The sequence below is a fragment of the Thalassospira sp. genome, from assembly GCF_040218635.1.
In the GTDB taxonomy this organism is placed as follows: Bacteria; Pseudomonadota; Alphaproteobacteria; order Rhodospirillales; family Thalassospiraceae; genus Thalassospira.
Genome location: NZ_JAVJRB010000009.1, coordinates 154,395 through 168,868 on the forward strand (window position 1 = coordinate 154,395; position 14,474 = coordinate 168,868).

Genomic DNA, 14,474 nt, shown 5'->3' on the forward strand with positions numbered 1-14,474 from the left:
AAAATCAGATGAAACAAAAACGGGGTGGTTCACATGACCACCCCGTTTTCTATGCAAACCCATGCTGACTTTGATGCCGCCTATTGGGCGGCAATCGGAACGTCTTGTTTCTGATTTTCCGGCAAGGTCATGTCATGGCGCAATTTCGCACGCAATTCGTCTATGGCGCGAATGCGTTTGATCTCGTCAAAACAGGTCGAACCTTGCGCGTGGCTTTTGCGGATCAATGCCATCCATTGTTTGATGCGTCCGGCCTGATGGTTTTCCGATGCGCCATCTTCTGCCATCAGATCGCAATAGGACAGCAACATGGACAGAACGTCCGCCCAGCATTCCTTGGGCAGGTGTGATCCGCTTTCAAAGGCCTTGATGCGGCTGGCAAGATCAGGGGCGGCAACCGCCCCACGGCCCAGCATGAAGCTGTCGCAGCCTGATATATCGCGGCATTTCTGATAGTCCGCCAGATCCCAGATTTCACCATTGCCGGTCATGGAAATTGAAATGGCTTCGCGAATGCGGGCCAAATATTCCCAATGTGCCGGTGGTTTGTATCCTTCGACCTTGGTGCGGGCATGAACGGTCAGATGTTGCGCGCCTGCGGCCTCAACCGCGCGGGCATTATCAAGAAACAGGTCCTTATCGGCAAAGCCAAGGCGGATTTTTGCACTGACCGGAATATCATCGGGCACCGCACGGCGAACGGCGGAGACAATCCGATACAGATTATCCGGGCATTTCAAAAGCGACGCACCGGCTTCATGTTTGTTTACGGTCTTGGACGGACAGCCGAAATTGATATCAATGCCAGGCGCGCCAAGGGTTGCGGCAAAGGCAGCATTTTCACCCATCAGATCCGGGTCATGACCCATCAACTGAACCAGAACAGGCACACCCGAAAGCGTCTTGCCACCATTGAGAAGTTCGGGGCAATAGCGATGGAACACATGGGCCGGAAACAGGTTTTGCGAGACGCGGATAAATTCGGTGACGCACAGGTCAAACCCGCCGGTCGCACTCAGCAATTGCCGAACGCGCCAGTCAACAAGTCCTTCCATCGGTGCAAGCACCAAACGTGTCATCGCAAGTTTGTCCTGATTTTATGAAATCCGTCGGCGGCTTTTAGCACAAAAGCACCAAACGTGCCGGTGAAAAATCACAAGGCAGCTTTGCCCCAATACACCGACAACCGCTGAATTAAGGCGGAAAAAGCGTATTGCTGACACGATTCCAGCGAATTTGGGGGGTAACTTCAGAACATCAAAAACAACAATGAAGCCCCCGATGATTGGCATCGGGCAGGAGTGAAAAGCATGCTGTATATTTTCGAAAGTGCCTTTGATGAAGTCGAAGCCGTTTCGCGCGAAGCCCGCCAGAAATTGACCGGCCTTGAAGCGATCCTGAAATCGACTGCCGAAAGTCTTCAGGTTCTGAAAGACCGTCTTGAGCAGACTGCTTCCTGATCAAATTTCCTGATACCGGTTTCTTCGTACCATAAACGTTTGCCGGGGTGCCATAGACGTCTTTGACCGAGCGGCCATTGGCTTTTGATATGGAACCCTCCACCCTGTGCTTGCGTTCATGGGATGAAACTTCTCAGGAAATTGACCCATATCCGGTCAAGGAAGGAGATCGCCAAAATGTTGTATATCGTTGAAAAAGCCTTGAACGAGATCGAAGCCATGCCGCGTGAAAAACGCGAAGACTTTGCCCATCTTGATCGCGAAATCAATGAAGCGGTCGAGAAGCTTAAGGTTCTCAAGGACAAGCTTAAGCTTGATACCAAGAGTAAATAGTTTAGTTGGAATACCCAACTGCCAAGGCCGCGCAAAATGATGTGCGGCCTTTTATTTTGCCGAATTTGGGGTGGTTTTGATCAGTCCCAGCAATTCTTCAACCGCTGCGGTCGGGTTGGTGGAACCCGAAAGGACATCGGTTTCAAGAGTTTGCAGACGTTCTGCAACGTCGTTTCGATGTGTAAAGGTTTCAAGCAAACGATCACGCAGCATCGTCCACATCCAGTCACGTTGCTGACGGGCACGTTTGGAAACGAACTCGCCTTCTTTTTCCATCACGGCACGGTGCTGATTGATCAAATCCCAGATGTTATCAAGCCCGTCATTGATCAGGGATGACACCATCACCGATTGCGGACGCCAATGTTTGCTGGTTGGCTGCAAGATGCGAAGGGCCGATGAATATTCGCGTTTGGCTTCGCGGGCCTTGGCCGGATCGGCATCCGATTTGTTGACCGCAATCAGATCGGCGATTTCCAGAACGCCTTTCTTGATGCCTTGAAGCTCATCCCCTGCACCGGGCAGCATCAGGACAAGGAAGAAGTCGGTCATTTGCGCGACCATGGTTTCGCTTTGACCAGCCCCGACTGTTTCGACCAGAACCACATCAAAGCCGGCCGCTTCGCACAGTAGAATGGTTTCGCGGGTCATGCGGTTGACCCCGCCCAGATAGCCGCTGCTCGGCGATGGGCGGATATAGGCGTTCGGGTCAATCGAGAGTTCATTCATCCGGGTTTTATCGCCCAGAATGGACCCGCCAGACCGCGCACTGGTCGGATCGACCGCAAGGACGGCGACTTTCTTACCAGCCTTGGTCAGGTTCTTGCCAAATGCTTCGATAAAGGTTGATTTGCCAACACCGGGCACGCCGGTAATGCCGATGCGTTGTGATCCGCCGGTTTTGGGCATCAGTTGTGCCAGAACGGCCTGCGCCTGTTCGAAATGTTTGGGGTTGCGGCTTTCGACCAGTGTGATCGCACGTGACAAAATGGTGCGGTCACCTGCCAGAACACCTTCGACCAGTTCATCAGTTGAAAGCACGCGCCGACGCACGGCCTTGCGCGGGCTAACAGTACCGCCCGAGCCTGCTGGTATGGTGCGCAGCGTTTTTTTGGTCAATGGAGCCTCATTTACGCAAAAGACTGTTGGTTATTGGTTCGATGACAATTCTTTGAATGCTGTGATGTGCTTCTTCAGGCAACGAAAGTAACTACTATAACTCCCGTCCATTACATACATGTCAAATCGGTGCAGTTTGCCGTTATGGTCCGCCATTCCAAATGAAAAACACTCACTGTTCGCGATAAATTTTTCATGGAGATCAGTTTTGCCCAAAGACGACATCTCTGCGAAGTTATCGGAGAATATCTCGAACACTGGTTGAACGGAAGAAAGGGCCAACACAAAGTCGGTTTGCTCTTCCGACACCACAATGTCTTCACCGCTGAGGACGAAACCGTTTATGAACCCAAATATAAGGCCGTCAAAGAAACTCTTTACGGAAGACGATTCCTCTACTGCGTGGAATTTATAAAATCCGGGAAACTCTGCCTTTTCGATGTAGACACTTTCCTTGTCAATATAGTGCAAGTTTGCGTCAATGTAGTATTCAAGGGCGTCAACCGGATCGGCTGCCGTAAGAAAGAGCAAGACCAGAAAAGCTGACAAGCAGTTCGAACGATAAGACATCCATCTTTCCCAGTTTTCTGCCTTGGTTCTCACACTGCGTCTGGTCAGGCCGCTTCCTCACCAGACTGATTAAGCTTTTCTAGCAGGTCACCGGCGGCTTCGGCAATGACGGTCCCGGGTGGGAAGATGGCCTCGGCACCTGCTGCGAACAGTTTATCAAAGTCCTGCGGCGGGATGACACCCCCGGCAACGATCATGATGTCTTCACGGCCAAGTTTGTCCAGTTCGGCGCGAAGTTGCGGGACAAGGGTTAAATGCCCTGCGGCAAGCGAACTTGCACCCACGATATGAACATCGTTCTCAACTGCCTGCTTGGCGGCTTCTTCCGGGGTCTGGAACAGCGGGCCGATATCGACGTCAAAGCCAAGATCGGCAAAGGCGGTGGCGATGACTTTTTGCCCGCGGTCATGACCATCCTGCCCCATTTTGGCAATAAGGATACGCGGACGACGGCCTTCGTTTTCTTCAAAGATTTTGATCAGGCGATCAACCTTGGCCAAGGCTTCGTTATCGGGGCCGACTTCGGTTTTATAAACGCCCGATATGGACCGGATAACCGCCTGATGACGGCCATAGACCTTTTCAAGTGCGCTGGAAATCTCACCAACAGTGCATTTCGCACGTGCCGCCTGAACGGCAAGTTCAAGCAAGTTGCCCGTGCCGGTATCGGCGGCATTGGTCAGGGCATTAAGCGCAGTTTCGACCACGGCGTTGTCGCGTTCAGCCCGCAGACGTTCAAGTTTGGCGATCTGCTGGCGGCGGACTTCGGCATTATCGACCTGAAGCACATCAACCGGGCGATCATCGGTCACACGGTATTTGTTCACACCCACCAATGTTTGGCGGCCGCTATCAATGCGGGCCTGCGTACGGGCGGCGGCTTCTTCGATGCGCATTTTCGGAATGCCGGCTTCGATTGCCTTTGCCATGCCGCCTTGTTCTTCGACTTCGGCAATATGGGCCCATGCCTTCTCCGCCAAATCGCGCGTCAGGCGTTCGACATAGTATGAACCACCCCACGGATCGATGACGTTGGTCGTGCCGCTTTCTTGCTGCAAGAACAGTTGGGTATTACGGGCAATCCGGGCCGAGAAATCAGTCGGCAAGGCCAAGGCTTCGTCAAGCGCATTGGTATGAAGCGACTGGGTGTGGCCCTGGGTGGATGCCATGGCCTCGACACAGGTGCGGATGACGTTGTTAAACACATCCTGGGCCGTAAGCGACCAGCCAGATGTCTGGCTGTGGGTGCGCAGAGACAATGATTTGGGGTTTTGCGGATCAAACTGTTTGATCATCTTGGCCCAGATCATGCGGGCCGCACGCATTTTGGCAATTTCCATAAAGAAATTCATGCCTGTCGCCCAGAAGAATGACAAACGCGGCGCAAATTTATCAATCGGAAGACCGGCTTCCTGGCCTGCACGGGCATATTCGATGCCATCGGCAAGGGTATAGGCCAGTTCAAGGTCTGCTGTCGCCCCGGCTTCTTGCATGTGATAGCCGGAAATCGAGATCGAGTTGAATTTCGGCATGTTTTGCGAGGTAAAGGCAAAGATATCCGAGATGATCCGCATCGATGGTTTGGGCGGATAGATATAGGTGTTGCGCACCATGAATTCTTTGAGGATGTCGTTCTGAATGGTGCCCGAAAGCTGTTCGTGCTTCACACCCTGTTCTTCAGCCGCGGCGATATAAAGCGCCATGACGGGCAAAACAGCACCATTCATCGTCATGGATACCGACATCTGATCCAGCGGGATGCCATCAAAGAGGGTTCGCATGTCATAGATGCTGTCAATCGCCACACCGGCCATACCAACATCACCGGGAACGCGTGGATGGTCGCTGTCATAGCCGCGGTGGGTGGCAAGGTCGAAGGCAATCGACAGGCCTTTTTGCCCGGCGGCAAGGTTGCGGCGATAAAACGCGTTGGATTCTTCGGCCGTTGAAAAACCGGCATATTGGCGGATTGTCCAGGGACGCTGAACATACATGGTCGGGTACGGGCCGCGCAAAAATGGCGGCATGCCCGGCATGGTGTTGAGATGATCAATGTTCTCAAGATCAGACGGGCCATAAACCGGTTTGACGTCAATGCCTTCGGGGGTTGTCCATGCGGTCGGATCAACCGGGTCTTTCGCACCGGCAGATGCACCATCAAACAGCGGAAGACCGGAGAAATCAGGAATGCGGGTCATGGTTATTTCTCCCCCTGTTTGGCAAGAACATGGTCAAGTGCGGTTGCGCAAATGCCAAGAACATCTGCCCCGACAAAGATAAATTCATCAATCCCGGCGGCTTCATAGTCTGATCGAGCATCGCCGGGGTGACCGGCAAGATAGACCAGCGTCGCACCGGCAGATTTCAGGGCCTTGGCGGTATTTACGGCGAGTTCGGCATATTGCGGGTCTGAACCGCAAATCACGGCGATTTTGGCACCGGATTCACCAAATGCCTTGGCCGCAGTATCGGCATTTTCAAAGCCGTTATTTGTGATGGCTTCGATCCCGCCGGCCTCAAAGAAGTTCCGGGCAAACATCGCACGCGCAGTGTGCTGGGATACCTTGCCAAGATTGGCAAGAAACACCTGTGGGAAGGTGCCGGTTTTGGATTTGTGCGTATCGGATCGTTTGCGAAGGGCTTCGTAGCTTTCTGATAAACGGTGCGGGGTCAGGGCGGGAATGACGGTCGCGGCACTGGTGCCATAAAGATCGGTAAAGATGTGACCGATGGTCGCACCCGACCGTGCGGCCTGCATCATTGCGGCAAGGTCCTTGCCGACGGTCTCGTCATATTTGGTCTGACGTGCTTTGGCCTCTGCCTGAATGGTGTCAAGGTCGGGGGCCTCGCAGGTGACTTTTGCTTCGGTGATGTTCGGGAATTCCGAAACACCGGTCAAAGGATCACGCCGGGTTGCCAGACGTTTTTCACGCGCTTGCCAAACCGTTTCGATCTCAGATTTTAGCGACCCGTTGGAAAGTGATTTAACAATGCCGCCAGATGCCTCGATCGACTGGAATTTCGCCCATGCGGCGGTGGCAAGTTCCTTGGTCAGGTTTTCAATAAACCATGACCCACCGGCAGGATCAATCACGCGGTGAATGTTGCTTTCTTCCTGCAAGATCAATTGGGTGTTGCGCGCAATGCGCCGGGCAAACCCATCGGGCAGGCCGATCAAATGATCATAGGGCAGGCAAACAACACTATCCGCGCCACCAAGACCCGCAGCAAAGCTTGTGACCGTGGTGCGCAGCATATTGACCCATGGATCAACCTTGGTCAGGGCCATTTCGGCAGACACAGCATTGATCGTAATCGTTGCATCCTGTGCGGAGGATGCCGAAAGAATGCGGCTCCACATCATGCGCAAGGCGCGAAGTTTGGCGATACCCGCAAAGAAGTCCGTGCCAATCGCGACATTAAACACCATCGCACCCGCAGCCTGATCAACCGCCATGCCTGCATCGGTGAGGGCACGAAGATAGGTCACACCACTTGCCAGCAAACAGGCAAGTTCCTGCCCATCGGTTGCACCGGCATTGTAATAAGGCGCACCATTGACCGAAATCGCGGTTGCCAGCGGGAAAAGATCAATCAGTTCACAGGCGATGTTGGCTGAATGGCTGATCGCATCATTTGGGCTGCACGGAAGTTTTCCCGTCGCGGCAAGGGTTCCAATCGGATCGATGTTAAAGGCAGGAGCTGCTTCGTCGGCACCCTCGGAATTGGCAATATGGGCAGCAAGAAGGGCGGCGGCGGGAACGCCTGCTGCACCGGCATCAAGGCCAACAGTTGCAAGATTGGTGTAAACATCATCAAGGGTAAGCTTAAGATCCGCCAGACAATGAATGGCAAGACCACCGACCCCGACTTCACCGGATGTAACTTCGCGCCCCTGACGGGCAGCGGCATCAAGTTTCAGGGTGATGGATGTTGCGCCATTTTCCAGATCTTCAAGAATCGCCGCATTGGTGATTTTCGGATCAGGGTGGGTATGGAGCTGGCGGATATCCCAGCCGGTAACCGTGTCACGCGGTTCGACCGATGCGGTCAGAACGTCATGGATCAACCGGGTCGCATCATCCTGATCATCGATTGTATAGATCGGCTGAACGGCAAACCCATCAAGCGCGTTTGTGACAAGCTTTTTGTCGAAGGGCGCACCCTTAAGGGCCTCTTCGGCCAATTTGCGCCAGCTTGCGTAATCGGCAGATGGAAATTCGGATGCGAGTTTAAGCGGGTCGGTCATGGTTTCTCCCGGCTTGGTTTGATCTGGCGGCGGGACCTTTTGGGGGGTTAGCACACCGGAACGTTTCCAAATTTTATTCTACGATGAATTCCCAACGCCCGGTACACCCCGCCCGACGCCGTTCAAACCTTGTTCAAACCATGAAAACATTTTCGGTATCCTGACTCGTGCAACGGGAGTCGCACTTACAGTTGCGGGGGCAGTTCCGGGTTTGACCAGCAAGGTTTCCCTGCCAACCGCACCGGATTTCCAATCATGTTTTCCGGTCACAATCGCGACATGGCGGTTTATAGCACCTGCCATTAATTCCGTAAATAGGCATGGAAATACCTATTTAGATGTATGCGAAACGCCGGGATCGATGTTTCCGTAACGGAAAGGCCAAAGAAACACCGGGTTTTCAACCGGAACGCCTTCGGCGCTGCAATAGGTATTTCGCATATGCAACTATTATACTTTGGCTGGGTAATAGGCAGAGCGGGGCCTTCTGCCTGCAGGGTGGTCATAAAAACTTCGCAGGTTTAACCAATTTGACATTTTCATCTGTCAATTTGGCCTTGTCCCAATACTCGGAGTATCGCCATCCATGAACGCGCTTAGCGCCATGCCGTCGCAGATTGGTCCTGATGGACTGGTCGCGTTTGCTGACGACAGTCCCAGTGCCAAGGCCGCACTTGAAACAGTGTTGCGCCGGGCCGGATATGACGTGGCCGGCTTTGATTGTGCAGATGATCTGATTGATCAGCTTGACGGGCTTTACCCGCGTGCAATCATTCTTGATATTGAAATGCCCGGCATGAGCGGATTTGAAGCATTCTGCGAAATTCGCCGCCGCTATCCCAACAGTGTGAATGTGCCGGTATTCTTTTTCTCGGCCCATTATGATGCAGACACCCGTGCGCAGGCAGATGCCTTGGGGGCGGCCGATTTCATCAGCAAGGATGCCAGCCCGACCGTGGTGCTTGAACAGCTTAACCGGGTTTTGGGCAAATCAATGTGTACGTGCTAAACGCTGATTTTATCCAAGAAACTCTGACTGCCACGCCCTGCATCATGCGGGGCGTTGTTGTTTCAGGCTTTGCTGTGACGGGCGTTCTTGGCCCAATGAAATGATGCGGCTGGTATCGCCATGCAGATGGTAAAGCCGATCTGTCGGCAGGGTTGTTTGCGGGTCAATCGATGGTTTCGCAATCAATCGATCATAGATCGGGGCTAATGACATGTTCATCGCGGCAAACAATTGATCGTAACTTTCCAAAACAAAATAGGTCTTCTGGAAATCATCAATTGCGTAATCGGTTGCCATCACCCGTTCGAGATCAAATGCCACCCGATTGGGCGTCGGATCAGTGACGGAATAAATGGTTTCTGTTTGCGATGACAACATGCCTGCGCCATAGGCCCGCAAGCCATGTTCGGTCATGATCAGGCCAAACTCGACCATATACCAATACATCCGTGCCAGTTGTTTAAGCCCGCCCATGGCGATGGCCTCAGGACCCTTGGCGCCATAGGCCGCCAGATAGTCGGCAAAAACCGGGTCATACAGCATCGGCACATGACCAAAGAAATCATGGAAGATGTCGGGTTCAACCAGATAATCCATTTCTTCGGGCGTGCGCAGCCAGACGGTGACCGGGAACCGCCGATTGGCCAGATGATCAAAAAACACGTCATCGGGCACAAGGCCCGGAACGGCGACCAGATGCCAGCCGGTCGCGGCATGAAGCTGCTCACTCACCCGACCGAAATGCGGGATCTGATCCGCAGCATCGAGTTTCGTCAAATTGGCAATATAATCACTGGCAGCATAGCCCGGCAGAATGCGCGATTGGCGGGCATAAAGCCTGCGCCAAAGGTCGTGCTCGGCCTCGGAATAGGATTCCCAGTCCTGATTGATCGTGTAGTCGTTATTGATGTGGCTGTAATCGCCACGCAGATTGTTTCCCTGATCCATGGGCGTCCTCGTTCGGGTTCTTGTGCCGTTTTACGAGAATTATTTTACATCAAATTCCATGTCATTTTCTGGCCAATGAGGGGCTTTATTGCGCTATGATGTGAATATTGTGACCTGATTGTTTGTCTATGAGGTGAAAAATGACCGAAGTGATGTTAAGCGCGACGGACATTCGGATTTTGCAAGCCCTGCAAAAAGATGCGTCGTTCAGCAATGTGCAACTGGCCGAAAGGGTTGGCATGTCCCCATCGCCTTGTTTGCGCCGGGTCAAACAACTGGAAGCATCCGGGGTGATCCAAAGACAGGTGGCGTTGCTGGATCGCAAAAAGCTTGGGCTTGGGGTTTTGGCAACCATTCAGGTCCGCTTGCAACGCCATACAGAAGCCGGGGCAGAAGATTTTGCGCGGGCGATGAATGATTTACCCGAAATCCTGTCCTGCTGGGCCATGACCGGACGGCAAGATTTCCTGCTGGTTGCGGTCGCACAGGATATTGAAAGCTTTGGCGATTTTGTAACTCATCAGTTGCTTTCAATGGCCAATGTGCGCGATGTGCAATCCAGTCTGGTTTTGAAAGAATATAAAAACCAGACGACCCTTCCGATGCCCAAGGCAATGTAATGACCCGTTTAGATGCCGTTTCTGATGATCGCGGTTCTTTGTCGATATGCTCAATTAAGCAATCTTGAGATCCCTTTGCTTGCCTTTGCCCCCTGGTTTCGGGCATAGCAATATCAGTCCCATCAATGCCGGAGCCTAACGATGTCCCAATCAATTGCTGCCAACCCTATCCTTGTTGAAGCCACCCGTGGCGACATGGTCGAAAGTTTCCATCGCGGACGGTATGTCGTGATGAAAGCCGATGGCACAGTGGTGGAACAGGGCGGGGATATTGATGCGCTGATGTATCCGCGATCCGCAATCAAGCCGTTGCTTGCGATCCCGTTTGTTGAAAGCGGTGCGGTCGAGGCGTTCGGGCTTGAGGACAAGCATATTGCTTTGGCCTGTTCATCGCATAACGGCGAAGAAGAACATGCCAACACCGTTAAGGCGTGGCTTGAGAAAATCGGGCTTTCGGTTGATGCGTTGGAATGCGCACCGCATTATTCGATCCATCAGCCTGCCGGGATCAAGCAGGCAGCTGATCAGATTGCGCTGACCAAGGCGCATAATAACTGTTCGGGGAAACATTCCGGGTTCCTCAGCACCGCCCAGCATCTGGGCGAAGACCCAAGTGGCTATATCAATGAACCGCACACCGTTCAGCAACGCCTGATCAAGGTGCTTGAAGACATGGGCGATTGTGATTTAACGGCGACACCACGCGGCATTGATGGCTGTGGCATTCCGGTGATTGGCATGCGCCTTCGTGATCTTGGCCTTGCCATGGCGCGGATGGCCGATCCGGCAGGACTGGATGCCAAACGTATTGATGCGATCAAACGCATCCGCAAAGGCTGTGCCACGGCACCCTTTATGGTCGCCGGGACCGGGCGTTTTTGCACCGGGATTATGGAAGAATGCGGTGAAGACGCGCTGGTCAAGGTTGGCGCCGAGGGCGTTTATTGTGCAGCCTTCCCCAAACAGGGGCTTGGCGTCGCGCTTAAGATCGATGACGGCACCCAGCGCGGGGCAGAGGTTGCGATGGGCGCAATCTTGCGCAAACATGGCGTGATTGATGATACCAAGGCAGAAGTTTTGAAAAAATACCTCACCCCGGTTCTGACCAACTGGGCGGGCAAATATGCCGGTGATATGCGCCCGGCATTCTAGGGGGCGACCCTAAATATCCAAGGGAAACTGATGCAAAGTATCGCGGCCTATGTCGTTGCAGCCATTGCTGAAATCGCCGGATGCTTTGCCTTTTGGGCGTGGCTGCGGTCGGGGAAATCCGTTTTGTGGATTATCCCGGGCATTGCGTCGCTGATCTTGTTTGCATGGATACTTACGCGCGTTGATGCGAGTTTTGCCGGGCGCGCCTATGCGGCCTATGGCGGTATTTATATTGCCGCCTCGGTCTTTTGGCTTTGGGCAGTGGAACGCGTTACGCCAGATCGCTGGGACTTAACCGGCATGGCGATTTGCCTGATCGGGGCAGCGGTTATCCTTTTCGCTCCGCGCTAATTGTAATCAATGTTGATGTTAGTTAGCTTTCTGCTTTTCTACTGTGGTGTTGCCTGTGCGGTCTTCACCCGGAAGGAGCACGTGGAAAGTCGTTCCCTTGTTGACCTGGGTTTCAAACCAGATGCGTCCACCATGGCGCACCGTCACAATATCATGGGTAATCGATAATCCTTGTCCGGTGCCCTTGCCAACTTCCTTGGTGGTGAAGAATGGATTGAACACCTTTGACCGATTTTCTTTTTCGATGCCCGTGCCATTATCGGAAATGCTGATCAGGATGCTGTCATCAAGGGAAGTGGTTTTAACGGTGATATCGCCTTCATCGGGTTTGCGGCCGGCGGTTTGAATGGATTGGGCAGCATTGACGATCAGATTAAGGAAAACCTGATTGATTTCGTTGATGTGACACGGGATGTGCGGGATTTCCGGGTCAAACTTTTCGGTAATCTGGGCGTGATGTTTCCATTCATTGCGCGAAATCACGATCACGTTTGACAGCACGCGGTTGATGTCGGTGGTTGTTTTCTCTGCGCCGCCCGGATGGGAAAACTCTTTCATCGACAAAACAATGCGGGCGACTTGATTGATGCCATCAAGCGATTGCTGGGTCGCGTGCGGGATCTCTTCAAGCATAAACTCCAGATCGGAATCGCGCATCTGTTTGGCGAAAACCTCAAATGTGTTCTGGGGTAAATGATTGCGGTTTTTCCACAGGGTTTGCAGAGCAAGACCAAGCACGCGTGACAGTGCTCCGTAGCTGTCATTCAGGAATTTCAGATTGTCGCGGATGTATTGGCTGGGCGTATTGATTTCATGGGCTATTCCGCCAGCGAGGTGACCAATTGCTTCGAGTTTGAGAGCTTCGCGCAAATCCTCTTCGAGCTTTTTCTGGGAAGTCTCGGCATTTTTGCGGCGGGTGATGTCACGGAAAATATAGAGGTAGCTCATTTCCGAGCTGAAATTGGCTGGGCTTACGATGATTTCCATTGGAAAACTGTCACCGTCAAGGCGCTGCGCCATCGTTTCGGTATAATCGTATTTCAGGACGCCGGTGCTGATATTAATACAGCGGTTCAAAAGCCTGTGGCGTAGCGTTGTCTTGCGGTCGATAAACATGACATCCACCGATGATCCGAGCAACTCATCACCCGTCGCGCGTAATATTTCGACAGCGGATTTATTGAAATCCTGAATCATGCCGGTGGCATCAACAATCATGATGCCTTCGAGGACGCTATCAAGAATGGTCTTCAGGCGTTGAGTGGTTTCCTGTTCTCGACGGCGTTGTTCACCAATAAGCGCCATAAAGCGCACCCGGATTTCTTCGGGGGCTTCTATTTCCATAGCGGCCTCTAGCAAATCTTCGCCGGATGTGGCTTCCACGCCGCCGCTCAGGATTTTTGGAGTTTCGTTGATAACCTGATCGTCGGTCATGGTTTCTCCCTTACAGTGGGGCGTAATGTACTATTAATCATGCCGGTTTAGCCCCGCCGCGTCTTACCCGAATAGGTTCATGGAATTGATGGAGTTCCTGAAAAACGCGCAAGCGTTGGAGCTGTATTTCAGAGACGTAGTTGCCGTGCGTAAGCAAAACATTTCCACCCAGCGTTTCAATATCTGTAAGCAGAAAGTCATTCATTCGCAGGTGTTTGAGATAGATGTCGAGTTCTGTGCCCTGAGGGTAAGCCACCTTGTCATAGGATGGATCATCCTCTGCGAGCTCAGCTTCGATCTTGTCGAGAAGAGCCATGTCATAGCGCTGTGGTTTCTGACGCAGTTCGTCGAAGTGGTGTTTCACCACCAGAGTGTTGTCGACGATTTTCTCAAGATCATTGAATATCCGAAGAATACGCGCGCCAAGTGGGATGTCCTCGCCCAACGGACCTTCTGCCGGGAAGCCCGATCCGTCAAAATTGCGGTTTTGCAGATAAACAATTCCGGCCACCTGTTCCAGACGTGGAATATTTGAGATCAGGCTGCGCGCGACCTCGGGTGTGCGGCGGACAACATCGCGTTCAAGTGGCTGAAGCGGTTTGTCTTGACCAAGTCGGGTGAGGATTTCCGGTGGGAGCGATACATAGCCAATCGGGGCGAGAAGGGCAGCAAGGCCGAGTTCCCATGGGTGCTTATATCCGACGGGTTTGGCAATCTTATCACACCAGGTTTTGGCCCGCATTGCTTTGCCAAAAATTGTCGGGTTTAGCTGCGCCAATATTTCGGTCAGGACTTTCACGCTGCCAGCCAGAGTTTGTTCAATCAGGGCCTTTTCCGCAGTGACCAATTGATATTGCCGTAGCCCGGCTTTCAGGCCAGCGATTAAGTCATCATCTTCGCAGGGCTTGTTGAAGAAGCGGAAGATATGTCCTTGATTGATGGCCTCAACCGCTGTGTGCTGGTCTGCATTTCCCGTCAGCATCATATTGACGGTGTCAGGGCTGATTTTGGAGATCTCGCTGAGCAGTTGGACACCATCCATTTCAGGCATTCGCATGTCGGCAACGCAGACGGCGTATTGAGTTCCGGATCGAATTTTTTCAAGTGCCTCGTTGGGGCCAAGGGCGGTATCAAAATTGAATTTACCGCGCAGTTTGCGTTTCATGCCCATTAACAGATTTTCATCGTCATCGACGAAGAGCACAAAGGGATTATCCATGATGTCGTAT

At 52.7% G+C, this 14,474-nt stretch carries 14 protein-coding genes and 1 riboswitch; of the genes, 6 read left to right on the forward strand and 8 right to left on the reverse strand.

Features of this window, described 5'->3' with window-relative positions:
- Positions 1 to 80: 80 nt before the first annotated feature.
- Positions 81 to 1,079: a tRNA dihydrouridine synthase gene (locus RIC05_RS08525; RefSeq protein WP_350046734.1), complete on the reverse strand. Its 999-nt coding sequence runs from the start codon at positions 1,077 to 1,079 to the stop codon at positions 81 to 83.
- A 231-nt stretch (positions 1,080 to 1,310) separates the two neighbouring features.
- Here RIC05_RS08525 and RIC05_RS08530 point away from each other — a divergent pair, with 231 nt between their 5' ends.
- Both RIC05_RS08530 and RIC05_RS08535 read left to right on the forward strand, forming a co-directional pair.
- The gene (locus tag RIC05_RS08530; protein WP_350041731.1) at positions 1,311 to 1,460 is read left to right on the forward strand and encodes a hypothetical protein; all 150 of its coding nucleotides are present in this window, start codon (positions 1,311 to 1,313) and stop codon (positions 1,458 to 1,460) included.
- 177 nt (positions 1,461 to 1,637) lie between these two features.
- The gene (locus tag RIC05_RS08535; RefSeq protein WP_350046735.1) at positions 1,638 to 1,793 is read left to right on the forward strand and encodes a hypothetical protein; all 156 of its coding nucleotides are present in this window, start codon (positions 1,638 to 1,640) and stop codon (positions 1,791 to 1,793) included.
- A gap of 51 nt (positions 1,794 to 1,844) precedes the next feature.
- On the opposite strand, the gene meaB is transcribed toward RIC05_RS08535, so the two are convergent.
- From meaB to RIC05_RS08555, 4 genes are read right to left on the reverse strand one after another with little or no spacing between them, the layout of a single operon-like run.
- A complete protein-coding gene (gene meaB / locus RIC05_RS08540; RefSeq protein ID WP_350046736.1) occupies positions 1,845 to 2,912 on the reverse strand; it encodes a methylmalonyl Co-A mutase-associated GTPase MeaB in 1,068 nt (355 codons plus the stop codon).
- A 30-nt stretch (positions 2,913 to 2,942) separates the two neighbouring features.
- A complete protein-coding gene (locus RIC05_RS08545) occupies positions 2,943 to 3,482 on the reverse strand; it encodes a hypothetical protein (RefSeq protein WP_350046737.1) in 540 nt (179 codons plus the stop codon).
- Positions 3,483 to 3,526: 44 nt separating this feature from the next.
- Positions 3,527 to 5,680 (reverse strand): methylmalonyl-CoA mutase, encoded by a 2,154-nt coding sequence (gene scpA, locus RIC05_RS08550; RefSeq protein WP_350046738.1) that lies wholly within the window; start codon positions 5,678 to 5,680, stop codon positions 3,527 to 3,529.
- 2 nt (positions 5,681 to 5,682) lie between these two features.
- Positions 5,683 to 7,731, reverse strand: coding sequence for a methylmalonyl-CoA mutase family protein (locus RIC05_RS08555; protein WP_350046739.1), 2,049 nt, complete (start codon positions 7,729 to 7,731; stop codon positions 5,683 to 5,685).
- A gap of 139 nt (positions 7,732 to 7,870) precedes the next feature.
- Positions 7,871 to 8,022, reverse strand: a riboswitch (cobalamin riboswitch).
- Positions 8,023 to 8,317: 295 nt separating this feature from the next.
- Between RIC05_RS08555 and RIC05_RS08560 the strand changes: the two genes are divergently transcribed.
- A complete protein-coding gene (locus tag RIC05_RS08560) occupies positions 8,318 to 8,740 on the forward strand; it encodes a response regulator (protein ID WP_350041738.1) in 423 nt (140 codons plus the stop codon).
- Positions 8,741 to 8,782: 42 nt separating this feature from the next.
- Here the strand turns inward: RIC05_RS08560 and phhA are convergent, their stop codons facing one another.
- Positions 8,783 to 9,688 carry a phenylalanine 4-monooxygenase gene (phhA, locus tag RIC05_RS08565; protein ID WP_350046740.1) on the reverse strand — a complete coding sequence of 302 codons (906 nt, stop codon included), beginning with the start codon at positions 9,686 to 9,688 and terminating at the stop codon, positions 8,783 to 8,785.
- Positions 9,689 to 9,828: 140 nt separating this feature from the next.
- Between phhA and RIC05_RS08570 the strand changes: the two genes are divergently transcribed.
- From RIC05_RS08570 to RIC05_RS08580, 3 genes are all read left to right on the forward strand, one after another.
- The gene (locus RIC05_RS08570) at positions 9,829 to 10,308 is read left to right on the forward strand and encodes an Lrp/AsnC family transcriptional regulator (protein ID WP_350046741.1); all 480 of its coding nucleotides are present in this window, start codon (positions 9,829 to 9,831) and stop codon (positions 10,306 to 10,308) included.
- 141 nt (positions 10,309 to 10,449) lie between these two features.
- A complete protein-coding gene (locus tag RIC05_RS08575; protein ID WP_350046742.1) occupies positions 10,450 to 11,460 on the forward strand; it encodes an asparaginase in 1,011 nt (336 codons plus the stop codon).
- A 30-nt stretch (positions 11,461 to 11,490) separates the two neighbouring features.
- Positions 11,491 to 11,811 (forward strand): YnfA family protein, encoded by a 321-nt coding sequence (locus RIC05_RS08580; protein ID WP_350046743.1) that lies wholly within the window; start codon positions 11,491 to 11,493, stop codon positions 11,809 to 11,811.
- An 18-nt stretch (positions 11,812 to 11,829) separates the two neighbouring features.
- On the opposite strand, the gene RIC05_RS08585 is transcribed toward RIC05_RS08580, so the two are convergent.
- Entirely contained in the window at positions 11,830 to 13,245 is a 1,416-nt protein-coding gene (locus tag RIC05_RS08585; RefSeq protein ID WP_350046744.1) for a two-component system sensor histidine kinase NtrB, read from the reverse strand.
- A gap of 37 nt (positions 13,246 to 13,282) precedes the next feature.
- Positions 13,283 to 14,464 (reverse strand): HD domain-containing phosphohydrolase, encoded by a 1,182-nt coding sequence (locus RIC05_RS08590; RefSeq protein ID WP_350046745.1) that lies wholly within the window; start codon positions 14,462 to 14,464, stop codon positions 13,283 to 13,285.
- Between the last annotated feature and the right edge of the window lie 10 nt (positions 14,465 to 14,474).

Excerpts from the sequence above, each read along its gene's own strand:
- RIC05_RS08525 (WP_350046734.1), bottom strand. The coding sequence starts at position 1,079 with ATGACACGTTTGGTGCTTGCACCGATGGAAGGACTTGTTGACTGGCGC.
- RIC05_RS08530 (WP_350041731.1), top strand. The coding sequence starts at position 1,311 with ATGCTGTATATTTTCGAAAGTGCCTTTGATGAAGTCGAAGCCGTTTCG.
- RIC05_RS08535 (WP_350046735.1), top strand. The coding sequence starts at position 1,638 with ATGTTGTATATCGTTGAAAAAGCCTTGAACGAGATCGAAGCCATGCCG.
- RIC05_RS08545 (WP_350046737.1), bottom strand. The coding sequence starts at position 3,482 with ATGTCTTATCGTTCGAACTGCTTGTCAGCTTTTCTGGTCTTGCTCTTT.
- scpA (WP_350046738.1), bottom strand. The coding sequence starts at position 5,680 with ATGACCCGCATTCCTGATTTCTCCGGTCTTCCGCTGTTTGATGGTGCA.
- RIC05_RS08555 (WP_350046739.1), bottom strand. The coding sequence starts at position 7,731 with ATGACCGACCCGCTTAAACTCGCATCCGAATTTCCATCTGCCGATTAC.
- RIC05_RS08560 (WP_350041738.1), top strand. The coding sequence starts at position 8,318 with ATGAACGCGCTTAGCGCCATGCCGTCGCAGATTGGTCCTGATGGACTG.
- phhA (WP_350046740.1), bottom strand. The coding sequence starts at position 9,688 with ATGGATCAGGGAAACAATCTGCGTGGCGATTACAGCCACATCAATAAC.
- RIC05_RS08570 (WP_350046741.1), top strand. The coding sequence starts at position 9,829 with ATGACCGAAGTGATGTTAAGCGCGACGGACATTCGGATTTTGCAAGCC.
- RIC05_RS08575 (WP_350046742.1), top strand. The coding sequence starts at position 10,450 with ATGTCCCAATCAATTGCTGCCAACCCTATCCTTGTTGAAGCCACCCGT.
- RIC05_RS08580 (WP_350046743.1), top strand. The coding sequence starts at position 11,491 with ATGCAAAGTATCGCGGCCTATGTCGTTGCAGCCATTGCTGAAATCGCC.
- RIC05_RS08585 (WP_350046744.1), bottom strand. The coding sequence starts at position 13,245 with ATGACCGACGATCAGGTTATCAACGAAACTCCAAAAATCCTGAGCGGC.
- RIC05_RS08590 (WP_350046745.1), bottom strand. The coding sequence starts at position 14,464 with ATGGATAATCCCTTTGTGCTCTTCGTCGATGACGATGAAAATCTGTTA.